The organism is Roseovarius sp. Pro17 (genome assembly GCF_035599575.1).
Classification (GTDB): domain Bacteria; phylum Pseudomonadota; class Alphaproteobacteria; order Rhodobacterales; family Rhodobacteraceae; genus Roseovarius.
The window spans coordinates 3,849,783-3,866,859 of record NZ_CP141179.1; the positions used below are offsets into that span (position 1 = coordinate 3,849,783).

Annotated in this window: 14 protein-coding genes; 6 read left to right on the top strand and 8 right to left on the bottom strand. The window is 62.7% G+C overall.

Features of this window, described 5'->3' with window-relative positions:
• Window positions 1-120 precede the first annotated feature (120 nt).
• From U3654_RS18595 to mutY, 3 genes are read right to left on the bottom strand one after another with little or no spacing between them, the layout of a single operon-like run.
• On the bottom strand, window positions 121-2,088 hold the full coding sequence (locus U3654_RS18595; protein ID WP_324753019.1) for an FAD-dependent oxidoreductase: 1,968 nt from the start codon (window positions 2,086-2,088) through the stop codon (window positions 121-123).
• 53 nt (window positions 2,089-2,141) lie between these two features.
• Complete coding sequence (locus tag U3654_RS18600; protein ID WP_324753020.1) at window positions 2,142-3,257, bottom strand: alkane 1-monooxygenase; 1,116 nt, start codon at window positions 3,255-3,257, stop codon at window positions 2,142-2,144.
• Window positions 3,258-3,287: 30 nt separating this feature from the next.
• Complete coding sequence (gene mutY, locus U3654_RS18605; RefSeq protein ID WP_324753021.1) at window positions 3,288-4,376, bottom strand: A/G-specific adenine glycosylase; 1,089 nt, start codon at window positions 4,374-4,376, stop codon at window positions 3,288-3,290.
• A gap of 81 nt (window positions 4,377-4,457) precedes the next feature.
• Here mutY and U3654_RS18610 point away from each other — a divergent pair, with 81 nt between their 5' ends.
• The 3 genes from U3654_RS18610 to U3654_RS18620 are packed head-to-tail and all read left to right on the top strand — an operon-like array spanning window position 4,458 to window position 6,757.
• Window positions 4,458-4,967 carry a DUF721 domain-containing protein gene (locus tag U3654_RS18610; RefSeq protein WP_324753022.1) on the top strand — a complete coding sequence of 170 codons (510 nt, stop codon included), beginning with the start codon at window positions 4,458-4,460 and terminating at the stop codon, window positions 4,965-4,967.
• A gap of 18 nt (window positions 4,968-4,985) precedes the next feature.
• Window positions 4,986-5,645: a thioredoxin domain-containing protein gene (locus tag U3654_RS18615; protein ID WP_324753023.1), complete on the top strand. Its 660-nt coding sequence runs from the start codon at window positions 4,986-4,988 to the stop codon at window positions 5,643-5,645.
• The gene (locus U3654_RS18620; RefSeq protein ID WP_324753024.1) at window positions 5,642-6,757 is read left to right on the top strand and encodes a CaiB/BaiF CoA-transferase family protein; all 1,116 of its coding nucleotides are present in this window, start codon (window positions 5,642-5,644) and stop codon (window positions 6,755-6,757) included. Before U3654_RS18615 ends, U3654_RS18620 begins: the two co-directional genes overlap by 4 nt.
• Before the next feature lie 22 nt (window positions 6,758-6,779).
• On the opposite strand, the gene lpxK is transcribed toward U3654_RS18620, so the two are convergent.
• The 5 genes from lpxK to U3654_RS18645 all read right to left on the bottom strand — a co-directional run bounded on the left by lpxK (window position 6,780) and on the right by U3654_RS18645 (window position 13,064).
• Window positions 6,780-7,772 carry a tetraacyldisaccharide 4'-kinase gene (lpxK, locus tag U3654_RS18625; protein WP_324753025.1) on the bottom strand — a complete coding sequence of 331 codons (993 nt, stop codon included), beginning with the start codon at window positions 7,770-7,772 and terminating at the stop codon, window positions 6,780-6,782.
• Complete coding sequence (locus U3654_RS18630; RefSeq protein WP_324753026.1) at window positions 7,772-9,019, bottom strand: 3-deoxy-D-manno-octulosonic acid transferase; 1,248 nt, start codon at window positions 9,017-9,019, stop codon at window positions 7,772-7,774. The genes lpxK and U3654_RS18630 overlap by 1 nt, the downstream gene beginning before the upstream one ends.
• Window positions 9,020-9,029: 10 nt before the next feature.
• Complete coding sequence (locus U3654_RS18635; RefSeq protein WP_324753027.1) at window positions 9,030-9,272, bottom strand: DUF4170 domain-containing protein; 243 nt, start codon at window positions 9,270-9,272, stop codon at window positions 9,030-9,032.
• Window positions 9,273-9,371: 99 nt separating this feature from the next.
• Window positions 9,372-11,156 carry an ABC transporter ATP-binding protein gene (locus tag U3654_RS18640; protein WP_324753028.1) on the bottom strand — a complete coding sequence of 595 codons (1,785 nt, stop codon included), beginning with the start codon at window positions 11,154-11,156 and terminating at the stop codon, window positions 9,372-9,374.
• Between the two features lie 93 nt (window positions 11,157-11,249).
• Window positions 11,250-13,064: a serine protease gene (locus U3654_RS18645; protein WP_324753029.1), complete on the bottom strand. Its 1,815-nt coding sequence runs from the start codon at window positions 13,062-13,064 to the stop codon at window positions 11,250-11,252.
• 226 nt (window positions 13,065-13,290) lie between these two features.
• On the opposite strand from U3654_RS18645, the gene U3654_RS18650 reads away from it, so the two are divergent.
• Genes U3654_RS18650 through glyS form a run of 3 tightly spaced genes read left to right on the top strand, consistent with a single transcriptional unit; the run spans window position 13,291 to window position 17,058 of the window.
• On the top strand, window positions 13,291-14,220 hold the full coding sequence (locus U3654_RS18650) for a glycine--tRNA ligase subunit alpha (RefSeq protein ID WP_324753030.1): 930 nt from the start codon (window positions 13,291-13,293) through the stop codon (window positions 14,218-14,220).
• Window positions 14,221-14,745, top strand: coding sequence for a DUF6446 family protein (locus U3654_RS18655; protein WP_324753031.1), 525 nt, complete (start codon window positions 14,221-14,223; stop codon window positions 14,743-14,745). It abuts the gene before it with no gap.
• 3 nt (window positions 14,746-14,748) lie between these two features.
• On the top strand, window positions 14,749-17,058 hold the full coding sequence (glyS, locus tag U3654_RS18660) for a glycine--tRNA ligase subunit beta (protein ID WP_324753032.1): 2,310 nt from the start codon (window positions 14,749-14,751) through the stop codon (window positions 17,056-17,058).
• The last annotated feature ends 19 nt before the right edge of the window (window positions 17,059-17,077 follow it).

Below are 17,077 nucleotides of genomic sequence, written 5' to 3' on the forward strand. Positions count from 1 at the left end.
TAATTTGTATTGGGCTTAACATGTATCTGAGGCGCCGCTCCATTGAGTATTTTCAGAACGTAGAAAGTGTTCCCGGCAGGCTTTCAACGTTCTGAAAATACTCAAATTCCACAGCGGCACTTACAGCGCCCAAGCGGCCTTTAACCCGTCCAGAACAGCCTCTTCTGCCGTCCTTGGCGCCATGCAGTCACCGATGCCGATGACTTGCCCCGCATAACCGTCCAGCGCGGTCAGCAACGCGTCCGACACGTCCGTTCCCTGCGCCAGGACCAGTGTCTCGGTGTCCTCGACCAGCATTGCCTCGCCGTTGGCGGCGTGGATGAAATAGGCGGTGTCTTCGTCCGCGCCATAGAGTTGGGCGTAAGGGATGATCTCGACCCCCAGTTTCTGGACGCGGCCCACCATCGCATCGCGCACGTAGCTTTGCAGCATTTCGCCCGCATGGGTGCCGTTTACACACAAGCGTACGCGGCGGCCCGCGCTGGCCAGCAGCTCGGCGACGCCGAGGCCCACCCAATCGGCGCGCCAATCGGCAATGGTGACCGACCCACCGACATTGGCGTGACTGCGCAGCACATCCCAAGCCGTGACGATATGCGCATCCTCGCCGAACTCCATCCCCTGCGGCATCCGCGCTGTACCGCCGGTGGCGACGATGACGGCATCCGGGGCGGCCTTTGCCACCGCTTCGGCGGTCATTTCGCTGTTGAGATGCACGGTGACGCCCGCGCGCGCCATCTCGCGGCTGAGATTGTTGACAATCCCGCCGAATTCACTGCGCCCCGGTAACAGCTGCGCCAGCAGCGCCTGACCGCCCAGCTGTGCGGCGGCCTCATGAAGAGTCACATGATGCCCGATCGCGGCAGCAGTCGCGGCGGCCTTCATCCCCGCCGGGCCGCCGCCGACGACCAAGACCGACTTGGACGCATCTGCCTTGCGCAACGTCCCATAGCGCAGCTCGCGCCCCGATTCGGGGAACTGGATGCACGAGATCGGCACGCCCTTGTGAAAATGCCCGATGCAGGCCTGATTGCAGCCGATGCAGGCGCGGATATCGTCGGGCCGGTCCTCACGCGCCTTGCCGGGCATTGCGGGATCGCAGATCAGTGCACGGGTCATGCCGCACATGTCGGCCTGCCCCGAGGCGACGATGCCTTCGGCCTCTTGCGGTTGGTTGATGCGGCCCGCGACCATCACGGGGATGTCCACGGCCTGCTTTACCGCGTGGGCGAAGGGGGCGAGGTATGCGGCCTGTTCAAACATCGGCGGCACAATATGGATCGCGCCGCTCATGGTGGCCGAAGTGCCAGCGATGACGCTGACATAATCGAGGCTGGGCGCAAGCGCGCGGATCACCTCAAGGCTTTCCGCGTCTTCCATCCCGTCATGCGTATGCTCATCGCCCGAAATGCGCAGGCCGATCACAAAGCCGCTGCCAGTTGCATCGCGCACGGCGTCAATCGCCTCGCGGACAAAACGCATCCGGTTTTCCGCGCTGCCGCCATAGTCATCCTCGCGCAGATTCACATGCGGGCTGAGGAATTGCGCGGGGAGGTAGCCGTGGCTGGCGACGATCTCGACTCCGTCCAGACCCGCACGCTGCATCCGCCGTGCGGCGGCGGCGTAGCCCTCCACCACCTCGCGGATCATCCGCTGGGTCATGGCGCGCGGAATGACGTGGAATCTGTCCGAGGGCGTGGCCGACGCCGAATAGGCCACCGGCGCGGTGCCGTCCGCGACCTCCATGATCTCGCGCCCCGGATGAAAGAGCTGGGCAAAGATGCGGGTGCCGTGGGCATGGACGGTCTGCGCAAGTTTCTCGAACCCCGGCAGACAATCATCGTCCGTGCCCATCAGAACGTGCGAGGTATAGCGCGCGGTTTCGTGCACCCCGACGACCTGAGACACGATCAGGCCCGCGCCGCCCCGCGCCCGTGCCTCGTGATAGGCAATCATCGCGTCCGTCACCTGCCCGGCGTGCGCCATCGACGTGTCATGGCCAGTCGACAGGATACGATTCTGCACCTCGACCGCGCCGATTGTGAAGGGGCTGAACAGATGCGGAAATAGCTGCGACGAATCTGGCATGAGGTAACCTTGGGCTGGTGTTTGCCCCACGCTAGTCCTCCGCCCCCGCGCCTTCAAGCCGGGGGTGGATTGCTGGCCTTGTTGTAGGGCTGCCAGTCGGTGATCTGCGGGTAATGTGTCTTGCGCCATGCCCGCACACGTCGGTTCATCACGCGCCGCCAAAGGGGCGGCACCATCGCGGCCGTTGTCATGATTGGATAGCCATAAGGCAGCTGCGGCGCGTCATCCTCGGAATAGTTTTGCAGCAATGGAAAGCGGCGGTCGGGCTTGTAATGATGGTCTGAATGGCGCTGGAGGTTGATCAGCAGCCAGTTCGTCGCCTTATGCGTCGCGTTCCAGCTGTGGCGCGGTTTGACATGCTCATACTTGCCGCCCCCCAGATGCTCGCGGGTCAGGCCGTAATGCTCGACGTAGTTGACCAGCTCCAGCTGCCAGATCGCGACCAGCGCCTGCCAGAGAAATAGGGCGAGGCCGACCCATCCGCCGAGGATCAGGGCAAAGGCCAGCATCGCGGCCTGTAGCGCCCAGTAGCGAAAGAACGGATTGCTAAGATGCGTCCATTTGCGACCCTTGCGCGCCAGCATCGCTGCTTCGGCGCGAAAAGCGGATTTCGCGGACTGTGGCAGCACGCGAAAAAAGAAGCGGTGAAACCCCTCGTTGTACCGCGCTGTCACTGTGTCGCGCGGGGTGGCGACGTGGCGATGATGCACTTGCAGATGTTCGGACCGGAAATGCGAATAAAGGACCATGGCCAGCAACAGATCGCCCATCCAACGCTCGACCTTGGGCTTTTGGTGCATCAACTCATGCGCGTAGGTGATGCCGATCGTGCCGGTGATGACGCCGACGCCAAAGAACAGCACGATTGTCTCCAGCGTGCCCAGATGCGCGGCTTGGGGCACATACCAGATCATCCAGAAGAGCAGGACAAACTGCACCGGCGCCCAGACCAGCGTGATGGCGCGATACCACCTGGTGTCGCTCTCCAAGTCCAGATTATCGGCGTTGAGGCCAAGCATCGCATCGAGCAGCGAAAAGAAATACCACGTAAAGATTGGCAGCAAGACCACGGTCCAGCCGCCCAGCATCGCGCCTAGCACCGCAAGCGGGATTAGCAGTAGCGACATCCAGAAGGGGATGGCTTGCCTTATCTGGGCGGCGGTGGACATGGGGCGGCTCCGTTGCATAATGCGCGTAGTCTAGCCGATTTCGCGCAGCGCGCCACGCGAGAGATCGAACACCTTACGCATGACTGTGGGCAGTTGCGCGGGCTGAAACTGAGCGAGCGGGATGAAGTCGCCGCGCGATGGCATGGCCTCCATTCCGACCTGTGCCACTTCGATTCCAAGGCGCAGATGAAAATGGGTAAAGGTGTGGCGCGCCTCCTCTGGTAGCCCTTGCCAATCGGCATTCAAGGGTGGGGCGGGTGCGGGTGCGTCTTCGCTCCAGTCGCTGCCGGGCCAGCCCAGCATACCGCCCAAAAGGCCGCGACCCTCCCGCCGCTCCAGCAGGATCGCGCCGTCGCTGCGTTGCACGACATAGGCGATGCCAAGGCGGATCGGCTTGGCCTTCTTGGGCGTTTTCTTGGGCAGTTCGGGCGCTGTGCCGTTTGCGCGCGCGACGCAAGGCTCGCGCCAAGGGCAGATGCCGCAGGCCGGGCTGCGCGGGGTGCAGATGGTTGCGCCCAAATCCATCACCGCTTGCGCATAATCGCCGGGGCGTTTGCGGGGCGTCAGCGCGGTTGCGGCGGCGATCAGTATTGGTTTGGCGGCTGGTAGAGGGGTGTGGATATCATGCAGGCGCGCCATCACACGCTCAACATTGCCGTCCACCACGGTCTCAGGTGCATCAAACGCGATCGCGGATATCGCGGCGGCGGTGTAGGGACCGATACCGGGCAGCTTCAGCAGCGCCGCGTGGTCGCTGGGAAAATGCCCACCATGTTCTGCCACCACAACCCGCGCGCATTTCAGCAAATTCCGCGCGCGGGCGTAATATCCAAGGCCCGCCCACTCACCCATGACGTCGCCATCTTCGGCGGCGGCCAGATCGGCGATTGTGGGCCAGCGCGCTGTAAACCGCTGGAAATAGGCGGTGACGGCGGCAACGGTCGTCTGTTGCAACATCACCTCGGACAGCCAGATACAGTAGGGATCGGGCAGATCGCCAGCCTTGCGCGCGGCAGGACCGACGCGCCATGGCATGTCGCGCGCGTAACGGTCATACCAGTCCAGCAGGTCAGCCGCCTTGGGTTGGGACAAATCGGCGGCATTTACCGTCTCACGCATTCTTTATGTCCTATTCGGGATATCTGCTGGCATGACACGGCCCATGCCCTAAAATGGCGTTTAGCCACAGGAGGTCAACCAATGCCGCCCCGCCGCGCCACCACCAAGGGTTTCGCACGCTCCAGCACGCTGCTCCAGGACCGGATTCGCAAGACATCCGAGAGCCGCGGCTTTGCCGAATCGCGCCTGCTGACCCAGTGGACCGAGATTGTGGGCGAGGATATCGCCGCCATCGCGCGCCCGGTCAAGGTAGACTACGGACGCGGCGGCATGGGCGCGACGCTGACCCTGCTGACCACCGGCGCGCAGGCTCCGATGCTGGAGATGCAGAAGGAAACGCTGCGCGCAAAGGTCAACGGCGTCTATGGCTACAACGCCATCTCGCGCATCACCATTACCCAGACGGCACCGACCGGCTTTGCCGATGGGCAGGTCAGCTTTCAACATCGCGCGCCGAAACCTGTGCCACGCGCGCCAGATCCGGCGACTGTGGCCGAGGCGCGACGCATCGCCGCGCCGATAGCTGATGCAGGCCTGCGCGCAGCGCTTGAAGCCCTTGCGCAAAACGTATTATCCAGAGCTAAACGCTGATCCAAAAGGAATACCACAATGAAGCGGAGAGTATTGATCGGGGCTGCCCTCGCGGCCATCGTTGGCGGCGCGGCATGGTGGCAGCTGGGCGGCCAGCAGCCCGTGGGCGCCGCAGTCGCCCAAGCAACCGACTATGCCGACGTCGACACCTCGTCGATCACCGAAATGACCATGGGGCCTGAGGATGCCAAGGTGACGATCACCGAATACGCATCCTTTACCTGCCCGCATTGCGCGACGTTCCACCAGACCACCTTTCAGGAGCTGAAGCGCGACTACATCGACACCGACAAAGTGCATTTCATCTACCGCGACGTCTATTTCGACCGCGTCGGCCTTTGGGCGTCGATGCTGGCGCGTTGTGCGGGACCGGATCGGTTCTTTGGCATTTCCGACATGCTTTATGAGCAGCAAAAGGAATGGCTGGCAGCGGATGATGCCGTGACGATTTCGAACAACCTGCGCCGCATCGGCAAGGTCGCCGGTCTGGACGAGGACCAGATCAACGCCTGTTTCGAGGATTCCGAAAAGGCCGAGACGCTGTTGGCGTGGTTCAACCAGAACAAGGATGCCGACGAGATTTCGTCCACCCCGACGCTGATGATCGACGGAACGCAATACAGCAACATGGCCTATTCCGAGCTGAAGACGATCATCGACGAGAAGCTGGCAGAATGAGCGCGGCGCCCCTCGCTGGCCTAAAAGTCATTGAGTTGGCCCGCATTCTGGCTGGCCCTTGGGCCGGTCAGACCTTGGCCGATTTAGGGGCCGAGGTGATCAAGGTCGAAAGCCCCGAGGGCGATGATACCCGTCGTTGGGGCCCGCCCTTCATTGAGCGTGAGGGCGATCGCTCGGCCGCCTATTTCCACGGCTGCAACCGCGGCAAGACCAGCGTGACGGCTGATTTCCGCACGCCCGAGGGTCAGGCAAAAGTGCGGGACATGGTGGCCGAGGCCGACATCGTCATCGAAAATTTCAAGGTCGGGGGCCTTGCCAAATACGGGCTGGATTATGCCAGTCTGGCCAAGGTCAACCCGGCGCTGATCTACTGCTCGATCACGGGCTTCGGACAGGACGGCCCTTATGCGCACCGCGCGGGCTATGACTATATCATCCAAGGCATGTCGGGCCTGATGTCGATCACCGGCGCGCCCGAGGGGCAGCCGCAGCGCGTGGGCGTGGCGATTACCGATATCTTTACCGGAGTTTACGCCACGACCGCGATCCTCGCCGCGCTGCATCAGCGCACAGCGACCGGCAAGGGCCAGCAGATCGACATGGCGCTGCTTGACGTAGCCGTGGCCGTGACGGCGAACCAGTCGATGAACTATTTGTCCACCGGCGAGGCACCGGGGCGGATCGGGAATTTCCATCCCAACCTCGCACCGTATCAGGTGTTCGACTGCTCGGACGGGTATATCATCATCGCCGTTGGCAATGACGCGCAATACCGGCGTTTGTGTGGTGTTCTGGGCCTGTCTGAATTGGCAGAAGCGCCTGAATACACCAGCAATGAGGGCCGCGTCGCGCGGCGCGATCAGCTAAGCGCGCTGCTGACCGAGAGGACGGCGACCTTCTCGAAAGAGGCGCTTTTGTCGGCTTGTGAGGGCGCGGGTGTGCCCGCCGGACCGATCAACACGCTGGACGAGGTTTACGCCGATCCGCAAGTCGTGGCGCGCGGGATGCAGATTGCGCCGGATGGTGTGCCGGGGGTCCGGACGCCGATCAGGTTTTCAGATGCGGCCCTTTCGCTGAGCAATCCGTCACCTAAACTGGGCGAAAACGGCTGAACCAGGCATCGCCCGGTTTGTGCTACAATCCTAACGCCTCAATCCGCGTGTCCAAAGCCGACCAATCCTCGACCTCCAGCCGCACAGGCAGCGTCAGCACCTTGGCCCGAAATCCTGCAGGCAATCGCACTGCGTCTTTTTCGGTCGTCACCAACTGCGCGCTGAGGCGAAAAGCCTCGGCCTCCAGCCGTGTCAGCAGCGCGGGTGTGAACGGTTGGTGATCGTCCAGCGCCTCGAATCCGGCCAGATCGGCACCCATACCGCGCAAAGTGGCAAAGAACTTCTCGGGATGCCCGATCCCCGCGAAGGCCAGGCAGCGCGTGCCGGTCCAGTCCATGCCGGTCTGCAGGGGCGCAAGCCTACCGCGCAGATGAGGCAGGTCGATGGCATCGCCCCACGCGGTTTGAAACGCCTCTTGCGCGGACGCACCGCCGATGGACAACAGCAGATCTGCCCGCGCGAGGCCGACGCCCACGGGCTCGCGCAGCGGCCCGGCAGGCAGGCAGCGACCATTGCCAAAACCGACGACGGCGTCGACGACGACCAGCGACAGATCCTTGTGTAGCGACGGGTTCTGAAATCCGTCATCCAGCACGATCACCTCGGCGCCAGCCTCGGCCGCGGCAATGGCCCCGGCGGCGCGGTCCTTGGCCACCCAAGCGGGCGCAAAGGCCGAGATTAGCAACGGTTCGTCCCCGACATCGGCGGCATCATGCGCGGCGGGGTCCACCTGCACCGGGCCGTCCAGCCGTCCGCCATGGCCGCGGCTGACCACATGCACGGCGCGGCCACGGTTCACCAAATGCTGGACCAGCGCTATCACCGTCGGCGTCTTGCCCGTGCCACCTGCGTTCAGGTTTCCGACGCAGATCACCGGCACGGCTGCGCGCGTTGGCGATCCCTGTGCGAGCCGCCGGGCGGTGGCGCGGGCATAAAGCATCCCCAGTGGCGACAGCAACCGCGCGCGCAGGCCGGGCGCAGAAGGACTGCGCAGCCAAAAGGCAGGCGCGCGCATCAACCAAGCTCCAGATCGTCGAGCATGTCGTGAAGCAGCTCCAGTATCCGGTCGGTCACCTCCGCGCCTGCGGTCGCAACCTCCCACGCGGCATGGGCCATCGTGGCGCTGCGGTCTGCGGCGATCAGATGCGCCAGTGCGGCGGCCAGCGTATCTGCATCGCGCACGATGCGCGCGCCGCCGGCCCCTGCGTAACGCTTGTAGCTGGGCAGATAGTGCGCGACATTCGGGCCATAGACGATTGCGGCGCCATGGGCCGCAGGCCCATTCGGATCGCTCCCGCTCATGCCGGGTCGCAGTGAATTGCCCATCAACGCGATCGTGGCGAGGCGATACCACAGCCCCATCTCGCCGCGCGTGTCGGCCAGCAGCACCTGCGTCGCCTCTTCGGGCATCCCGCCTTGCGACCAGATGGCATGACGCCAGTTTCCCTGCCGCAGCGTCGCGCGAAACGCCTCGGTTTCCTCGGGATCGTCCGGCACGAGGATCAGGAACAATCGGTGTGCGAGGCGGCTGGCCTGCCGGTGCGCCGTCAGGACAGTGTCCAATTCGGAATGTCTGACCATCGCGGCCAGCCATATGGGGCGCCCGCGCAGCGAGGTGGCCATTTCGTCGCGCAGCACCTCGTTATAGGGCAGGGCGATGGCGCCTTCCTGAAAGAGACCGGTGACCGTGACCTTGTCGGCATCGACGCCCAGCCGCTTCAACTGACGCGCATCTCTGGTCGAGCGCGCCATGATCCTGCGAAATCGCGCCAGCAGCGCGGGCGTCATATCGGGCAGCCAGCGCCAGATGGACCGCTCAAGCATCGCCGCGTCGGCATCGACAAGGATCAGCGGCACGCCCGCGACGTCCGCCGAGGTCAGTAGCGCGGGCAGTAGATCCCCCCCGGTCCAAAGGCAGATATCGGGTCGCCAATGGGCGAGGAACGCGTCGGCCTCGGATGCCGTGTCGCCGCTCAGCGGTTGATAATAGGTCAGGGCGCGTGCATGTCTGGGCAATTGGACGTCCTGCCCGGTGGTCAGCAGCAGGTGTAGCCCGCCGCCTGCGATGCCGGGCGCATTGCCACGCTGCGCCGCCAAACGCTCGACCAGTTGCACCAGCGCGTTGGCATGTTCGAGGCTGGTCGCATGGCCCCAGATCAGCGCGCCCTCTGGCCGCTTGGCCGCTGGGGCGAATGAATCCTCCGCAGCCGCGCCACGCCGGGCCAGCGCCATGTAGGCTGCAAGGCTGATCGAGCGCGCCATGGTGCGGGCCTCAGCCCAGCTCTTCAGTGGGTGAGGCGGCGACTTCTTCGTCGCGCAGCTTGTGCAGGTGGGCGATGAAGTAGCGCATATGCGCGTTGTCGACTGTGCGCTGGGCCTCGGCCTTCCATGCGTTATGGGCGGATTTGTAGTTGGGGAAGATGCCAACAATATGCAGATCGTCGACGTTCTTGAACACGTTTTGCGACGGATTGGTCAGTTCGCCGCCAAAGACGAGGTGAAGGCGTTGGGTCATGCTTGGCTCCTCTGAGGGATGATTGGCGTGAAGGTATGGGCTGGGACAGATGGGGGCAAGGGTGCAACAATTGCCTGACGGGCGCCATTTGGCCCGGCCCTACTTCTTGTCATATCCCTGCTTTTGCGCATGATAAAGCTGCGCATAGAGCCGGTTCTGCTTGAGCAGTTCGTCATGCCGCCCGGACTCGACCAGTTGCCCGGCCTCCATGACATAGATGCGGTCCGCGTCCGCGATCGACGATAGCCGGTGCGCGACCACGATTGTCGTGCGGCCCCGCGTCAGCCGGTCCAGCGCGCTCTTGATGCGCGCTTCGGTGGCCTGATCTAGCGCACTGGTTGCCTCGTCCAGCAGCAGGATCGGGGCGTCGCTGAGGAACGCGCGTGCGATGGCGATGCGCTGTTTCTGCCCGCCCGACAGCTGCGCGCCCTTGGGGCCAACGGGGGCATTACCGCGCGCCCGAATGAGGTCAGCAATCTCGGCATTCTCGGCGGCTTGCCAGACCTCTTCGTCGGTGGCGTCGGGATTTACGTAGCGGATATTCTCCCAGATTGAATTGTTAAAGATCACGATATCCTGCGCGACGACCGAAAACGCCCCGCGCAGCGCGCCGACCTTTAGCTGGTCGATGGGCTGGCCGCCGATGGTGATGCGCCCGCCCTTGGTGTCATATAACCGCGTCAGCAGCGACAGCACCGTCGTCTTGCCTGACCCGGTTGCGCCGACGATGGCCGACACGTCGCCGCCCTTGAAGGTCATATCCAGGCCGTGAAATAGCGGCTGGTCCGGGCTGTAGGAGAAATGCACATCCTCCAGCACGATATCGCCGCCGGTGTCGAATTCGGTGACCGCGCCCTCTTTGTCGGTGATCGACGGCACCTCGTCATATAGGCGGCGGATGCGGTCCAGCACTACCAGGTTCGACGGCAGAGCGCCAAAAAACAAGGCCAGCAGGCGGGCCGGATCAAATACCATGACCATCCCCAGCAGGAAGGTGATGATACCAGCGCCGTCCATGTCGAAATTGGGCGACAGCACCATGTAGCCGCCCCCGCCGATGACCAGCACGTAAACAAACGCTGAGCTGAGGTCGATCGACGGCATTACCAGCGCCTGCGTGATCTGGACGCGGTTCATCAGAGTGCGCAGCGTACCCGTGCCCTTCATCAGGCGGTCCGTCTCGACGCCCTCCTGACTGGCGATCTTGACGGTGCGCATGCCGTTCACGGTCTCTTCGATGCCGTTCATGTATTCGCCAAGGGCGGTTTCGGCGTCGCCTTGGGTGATTTTCACCCGGTCCGAGACGTAGTTCATGATCCAGATGATAAAGGGCAGGACCACGACCGCGGTAGAAAATAGGATCGGGTTCTTCCAGATCAGATAGCCCGACACGATGATCACGGTGACCGCATCGCGCACGGCATTCGCCGTCGCCTGTCCGACAAAGACGCCAAGTGCCTGCGTCTGCGACACCAGCCGCTGGATGATTTCGCCCGATTTCGTGCGCTCAAAATAGGCAAGGTCCAGCGCCATCATGTGCGCGATCAAATCGCGGCGCATCTGGAATATCGCGTCGTTGCTAATCCAGATCGTGACGCGCGGCACGAGGTAGGACATGAGGCCGCGCAAGGCGAAAAGGAAGAATACGACGAGGCAAACCATCACCAGATCTGCGACGCTGCCACTGTCAAAGATCACGCGCAGCCCGCTTTCGGTCATGGACAGGAACTGTTGGTAAACCACGCCCTGCACGAGGATCATGCCCAGCACCACGAACAGCCACGGCGCTTTCTTTCGCAGATAGCGCGACCAGAGCCAGCGCAGGTTTTCGCGATCCCGCTCGGTATAGATCTGCGCGCGTTTGGGTTTGAGGGGTTTGGTCATTTGGGGCCGGGCCTCGGGGTTCTGGGCGATTGGCCCGCTCTTAAAGCGTTTCGGCGGCAAGGTCACCTGCCGCCGGATCTCCTTGCGCCTCAATCACTCCCAGCAGCTGACCAGAACGGTCATCCCGCTGGCACGTTTCGACATCTGCGCCGGGGCCAATGCGGCACCGGCCATGGCGCTGGCGGGCGTGGTCCCGGCCGTGCTTAGCAGACGCGTCAACGCTGCGGCATTGGCAGCAAACGCGACGTCATCGGGCAGAACGCGCCCGCCCTGTTTGCGCGGCAGCAACATGCCCAGCACGGCACCGCCCGCATCTATCACCGGCCCGCCTGCGTCGCCTTCAAGCGCATTGAGCGCGAGGCGCGACACATCCTGCTGGCCGTCGAGACCGCGCACATCCGACACTTTGCCATGGATCAGCGAGGGCGCGCCCAGAACACCGCCATAGGAATAGCCAGCGACGGTTACTTCGGATTGCAGGCGTGGGGCGCTATCGCTAAGCGCGGCAACGTCCAGAGGTGCCAAGGTGGCGCGCGGGCGCAGCACGGTGACGCCCAGCGTTTCGTCCGAGGCGGCAATATCCGCGTCCTGCCCATCCTCAATCGTGATACGACCGCAGGCGCCGACGATCTCGGAGGTGGTCACGACCGTCCCTTGCCCATCGACGTAAAAGCCCGAGCGCGAAAAGAGCGGCTTGCGGATCTCAAGCCCCGAAACCAGATCAATGCTCTGGGCGTCATTCGCACCAGCGGCAGGGTCCAGCACGCCTTCGGTGCGGGTAAAGCTGTCTTGCATCAGGCCCAGAACACGGCTGCGCCGCTCTTCGTCGCCAGCGGGCCAGATCAGGGTAAATCCCTTAATCTCACCATTCTGAAAGCGCGCCTCGGTATGTGAGATGACGCGCGCGTCCTCACCGACCAGCGTAAAGCTGTCACCCTTACGCTCGCGCGGGCCGTTCTGTGGCACGATCTCAAGCGTCTGCATGATGTCGTAAAGACCAAAAAGCGTGTCTTGCGTGCCCTCTTGGCTAATCATCAGCACACGCGCGGGAATGTCGCCGGTGGTGTCGAAATGGGCGAAGGGCGGCTCGTATCGCGCGAATTTTACCACACCCAGCGGCACCTGCATTTCGATCCCCGCTTTCGGGTCTGAAACGAGGCGCATGTCCATGCCATCCAGCACGGCGTTGTATTGGCGCAGCAATTCGACCCGTTGCATGGTGGTCAGGATGCCGGTCGCCTCGAACTGGTTCTCTGATTGCCAGTTGGCCATCGAGCGGCGCGTGCCTGCGCCAAAGGCCGCGTCGATCCGGCCCTGATAGAACCCGGCCCATGCCAGCGCGATCTGCAATTGCGCGCGCTCGTCACGGGTAAGCTGCGCTTCGCTGGCGCGTGCCTCGCGCGGGGTTTCGTCCATCGCTTCGGGTTCGGGCAGAGGTTCAGGTTGGGGGTCAGGCTTGATCGCGGCGATCTGCTGATCCGGGTCTTGCACGGGTTCCTGCGCCGTATCTGCTGTGTTCTGGGCCTCGGGCTTAGACGCCGCTGCAATGTCGGTCAGCAGGTTCGAGCCGACGGGCCATATCTGACGCTGGTATTCCTCGCTGCCCGCGATATAGCTATCGCGCGGGATGCGGCCGTCGCGGCGCAGACGGCTCAGGATTTCGACGGCGTTCTCGGCCTCGTAGGGGCCAAGGGCGACGACATACCATCCCGAACTGTCCAGATCAAAACCGTTGACGTCCTGCAAATCCGCGCTGCGGCGGCGCAGCGCCTCATTGATGGCGGCAAGGTTCGGCTGTGCCTCGATCTGGATCCAGACCAGATCCTGCGCAGCGCCGGGTTGTTGTGTCTGTGCGCCAGCCGCGCTCGCGATCATCACGACAAACGCCGCCAGAAATGTCCGTATCATTTTACCCGTAACCCTTGCATCAATCGCAAACAACATTGCATTTCCTTGGCTTTTACCAAAATCGCCGCTCTATGCACCTAAAATATGCAGAGACAGGCGTTGGTGTTGCCATAGCGCGGTGCTGCAAAATACCCACGGCCCCCTGATTGACCCCTCCCGCGCCGCGCCGTAGGTAGAGGGCGCGATTTCAAGGGCATCGGCCCGGTGACACCCACGGGGGGCATCCATGAGCGACAATTCAGCCAAGCCGCGCAGCTTTCAGGAGATTATCCTGAGGTTGCAAGCCTACTGGGCAACCAACGGCTGCGCCATGATGCAGCCCTATGATATGGAGGTTGGCGCAGGCACGTTCCACCCCGCGACGACGCTGCGCAGCCTGGGTCCGCGTCCTTGGGCTGCGGCCTATGTGCAGCCCTCACGCCGCCCCACCGACGGGCGCTATGGCGAGAATCCGAACCGTTTGCAGCATTATTACCAGTATCAGGTGCTGATCAAACCCAGCCCGCCCGACTTGCAGGCGCTCTATCTGGGCAGCCTCGAGGCCATCGGCATCGACATGGATCTGCACGACATCCGCTTTGTCGAGGATGACTGGGAATCGCCGACCCTCGGCGCTTGGGGTCTGGGATGGGAGGTGTGGTGCGATGGCATGGAAGTCAGCCAGTTCACCTATTTTCAGCAGGTCGGCGGGCATGATTGCACGCCCGTATCCGGCGAGCTGACATATGGGCTTGAGCGTCTCGCGATGTATGTCCTTGGCGTTGATCACGTCATGGACATGCCGTTCAACGACCCCGCAGCGCCCATTTCGCTGACCTATGGCGACGTGTTTCGCCAGACCGAAGAGGAATTCAGCCGCTGGAATTTCGACATCGCAAATACCGAAACCCTCCTGCGCCATTTTGAAGAGGCCGAGGCCGAGTGTCACGCGATCCTCGACGCCCCGCATGACGACCCCAAGACTGGCAAGCGCATCGTGATGGCGCACCCCGCCTATGATCAGTGCATCAAGGCCAGTCATATTTTCAACCTGCTGGACGCGCGCGGCGTCATTTCCGTGACCGAACGGCAGGCCTATATCGGCCGCGTGCGCACACTGGCCAAGCAATGCGCCGATGCCTTTGTGCAGACGACCGCTGGCGGGTGGGCGGCCTAGATGGGAAAGTTTCTGACCGTGCTCCTGCTCGTTTCTGCCATCGGTGGCGGCGCACTGATGTATTACCAACAGGTCTATGCCTATTACGAAGAGGTCACGCCAAACGGCGAGACCGACGTGCAGATCACGTCGCTGATCACAGGTGCGCCCGAACCGGTGGTCTATGACGACTTCCACGCGATCGACGCCGACAGCTCGCCCATTCGCTACCGTGCCTGTTTTAACACGTCTGCAAGCCACGCAATGCTGACCGAGACCTACGTGCTGGACGAGGCCGCCGTGCCGCTGACCGCGCCCGGCTGGTTCGACTGCTTTGATGCCAAAGAGATCGGCAAAGCGATGGAGGAGGGCCGCGCGCTGGCCTTTATCGGCACTGAAAACATCGAATACGGCATCGACCGCGTCGTCGCCATTCACGAGGATGGGCGCGGCTGGGCGTGGGATCAGATCAACCCCTGCGGCAAGATCGTGTTCGATGGTCAGCCCGCCCCCGCCGATTGCCCGACGCCCCCCCAAGGAATTTGACCCATGCCCGATCTGCTGATCGAACTTTTCTCCGAGGAAATCCCGGCCCGGATGCAGACCCGCGCCGCAGATGACTTGAAAGCGCGCGTGACCGATGGCCTCGTCGAGGCCGGGCTGACCTACGCCGGCGCTGCTGCGTTTTCCACGCCCCGTCGTCTGACGTTGGCCATCGAGGGTCTGACCGCGTCCTCGCCTACGCTGAAAGAAGAGCGCAAAGGTCCCCGTGTCGATGCGCCTGAAAAGGCCATTGAGGGCTTCTTGCGTGGCGCGGGCCTGACGCGCGACGATCTGGACGTTCGGGACGAGAAAAAGGGGCAGGTTTATTTCGCCACCATTACCAAACCGGGCCGCGACGCGGATGTAATCGTCGCCGAGGTGCTGGAAGGGGTCATTCGCAATTTTCCGTGGCCGAAATCCATGCGCTGGGGCAGTGGCACGTTGCGCTGGGTGCGCCCGCTACATTCGATCCTGTGCATCCTGACCGATGATCTGGGTGAGGCCAGCGGCGTCGATCTGGATGTCGACGGGATCACGGCTGGCAACACCACCGAAGGCCACCGATTTATGGCGCCGGGGCGGTTTAGTGTCTCCGGCTTTGACGACTACATCGCCAAGCTGAAAAAGCGCTTTGTCGTGCTGGACGCGGGTGAGCGGGCCGAGGCGATCTGGCAGGACGCCACCAATCAGGCCTTTGCCGCCGGGCTGGAGGTCGCCGAGGATCGCGCCCTGCTGGCCGAGGTTGCGGGGCTGGTCGAATGGCCGGTCGTGTTGATGGGCACGATTGACGAGGCGTTTCTGGGCCTGCCGCCCGAAGTGCTGCAAACCAGCATGCGCGAACATCAGAAGTTCTTCTCGGTGCGCAATCCGAAAACGGCCCGGATCGAGCGTTTCATCACCGTCGCCAACCGCGAGACGGCGGACGACGGCGCGACCATTCTGGCGGGCAATCAAAAGGTGCTGTTCGCGCGGCTGTCCGATGCCAAGTTCTTTTGGGAGAATGACCTGCGCATCGCCAAGGCTGGCGGGCAAGCGTGGATGGATGCGCTTGAGGCTGTCACCTTCCACAACAAACTTGGGTCGCAGGCCGACCGCGTGAACCGCATCGCCGCATTGGCGCGCGAGATCGCTCCGGTCGTTGGGGCTAATCCCGATCTGGCCGAGCAGGCCGCGCGCTGGGCCAAGGCCGATCTGCCTTCGGAAATGGTCTATGAATTCCCCGAATTGCAGGGACTGATGGGGCGGTATTACGCGGACGCCGCCGGGTTCCCGCCCGAAGTGGCCGCAGCAGCGCAAGAGCATTACGCGCCGCTGGGGCCGTCTGATGATGTGCCGACCGCGCCTGTTTCGGTGGCGGTGGCGCTGGCAGATAAGCTGGATATTCTGACGGGATTCTGGGCGATTGATGAGAAGCCGACTGGGAGCAAGGATCCGTTTGCGCTGCGTCGGGCGGCACTGGGGGTTATTCGGTTAATTTTGGAGAATGATTTAAGCTTGGGCCTCTCGAAAATAATCCATGAAGCACGCGATATCGCGATACTGCAAGATTATGAGAAACGGATAGCTAAACTCACAATCCAGTTTGTTGAAGACTACGCTGACGCAACACAGACAATTGCAGAGTTGAGGGCGCTGGAAGAAGGCGATGTCAATCACATTAATCAAGTTTGGTCGGCTATTGAGGAAGCTGAAGAGAAAACAGGTGTTACGGAAGAGCAAGCGGAACAAATTGCATCTGCATATGCGGCCCGAGGAATGCAGGTCGAGTTACACATCGTTTGGGTATTGCGCGACGACCTCCTCTCCTTCTTCCACGACCGCCTCAAAGTCTACCTCAAGGACCAAGGCGTCCGTCATGACGTCATCGACGCCTGCATCGCCATGGACGGCAACGACGACCTCGCCCTTCTGGTCAGACGCGCCACGGCGCTCAGCGATTTCCTGAAAACCGAGGATGGCGGCAACCTGTTGCAAGGCTTCAAGCGGGCCAACAACATCCTGACGCAGGCCGAGGAAAACGACGGCGTCGAATACTCCTACGGTGCTGACGCTAAATTCGCCGAAACGGATGAGGAGCGCGCGCTGTTCGCCGCCCTGACCAAGGCCGAGCCAAAGGTTGCCGGCGCCCTCAAGGCCGAGGATTTCGCCGCCGTCATGACTGCCCTCGCGGGTCTGCGCGCGCCGATAGATGCGTTCTTCGAGGCGGTGCAGGTCAATTCGGACAATCAGATCGTGCGGCGCAACCGGCTGAATATGCTGGGCCAGATTCGCAAGATCGGGCTGGCGGCAGCAGATTTGACACGCATCGACGGCTAGGCCGGGCACCTCCTTCGCC

Excerpts from the sequence above, each read along its gene's own strand:
- U3654_RS18595 (WP_324753019.1), bottom strand. The coding sequence starts at position 2,088 with ATGCCAGATTCGTCGCAGCTATTTCCGCATCTGTTCAGCCCCTTCACA.
- U3654_RS18600 (WP_324753020.1), bottom strand. The coding sequence starts at position 3,257 with ATGTCCACCGCCGCCCAGATAAGGCAAGCCATCCCCTTCTGGATGTCG.
- mutY (WP_324753021.1), bottom strand. The coding sequence starts at position 4,376 with ATGCGTGAGACGGTAAATGCCGCCGATTTGTCCCAACCCAAGGCGGCT.
- U3654_RS18610 (WP_324753022.1), top strand. The coding sequence starts at position 4,458 with ATGCCGCCCCGCCGCGCCACCACCAAGGGTTTCGCACGCTCCAGCACG.
- U3654_RS18615 (WP_324753023.1), top strand. The coding sequence starts at position 4,986 with ATGAAGCGGAGAGTATTGATCGGGGCTGCCCTCGCGGCCATCGTTGGC.
- U3654_RS18620 (WP_324753024.1), top strand. The coding sequence starts at position 5,642 with ATGAGCGCGGCGCCCCTCGCTGGCCTAAAAGTCATTGAGTTGGCCCGC.
- lpxK (WP_324753025.1), bottom strand. The coding sequence starts at position 7,772 with ATGCGCGCGCCTGCCTTTTGGCTGCGCAGTCCTTCTGCGCCCGGCCTG.
- U3654_RS18630 (WP_324753026.1), bottom strand. The coding sequence starts at position 9,019 with ATGGCGCGCTCGATCAGCCTTGCAGCCTACATGGCGCTGGCCCGGCGT.
- U3654_RS18635 (WP_324753027.1), bottom strand. The coding sequence starts at position 9,272 with ATGACCCAACGCCTTCACCTCGTCTTTGGCGGCGAACTGACCAATCCG.
- U3654_RS18640 (WP_324753028.1), bottom strand. The coding sequence starts at position 11,156 with ATGACCAAACCCCTCAAACCCAAACGCGCGCAGATCTATACCGAGCGG.
- U3654_RS18645 (WP_324753029.1), bottom strand. The coding sequence starts at position 13,064 with ATGATACGGACATTTCTGGCGGCGTTTGTCGTGATGATCGCGAGCGCG.
- U3654_RS18650 (WP_324753030.1), top strand. The coding sequence starts at position 13,291 with ATGAGCGACAATTCAGCCAAGCCGCGCAGCTTTCAGGAGATTATCCTG.
- U3654_RS18655 (WP_324753031.1), top strand. The coding sequence starts at position 14,221 with ATGGGAAAGTTTCTGACCGTGCTCCTGCTCGTTTCTGCCATCGGTGGC.
- glyS (WP_324753032.1), top strand. The coding sequence starts at position 14,749 with ATGCCCGATCTGCTGATCGAACTTTTCTCCGAGGAAATCCCGGCCCGG.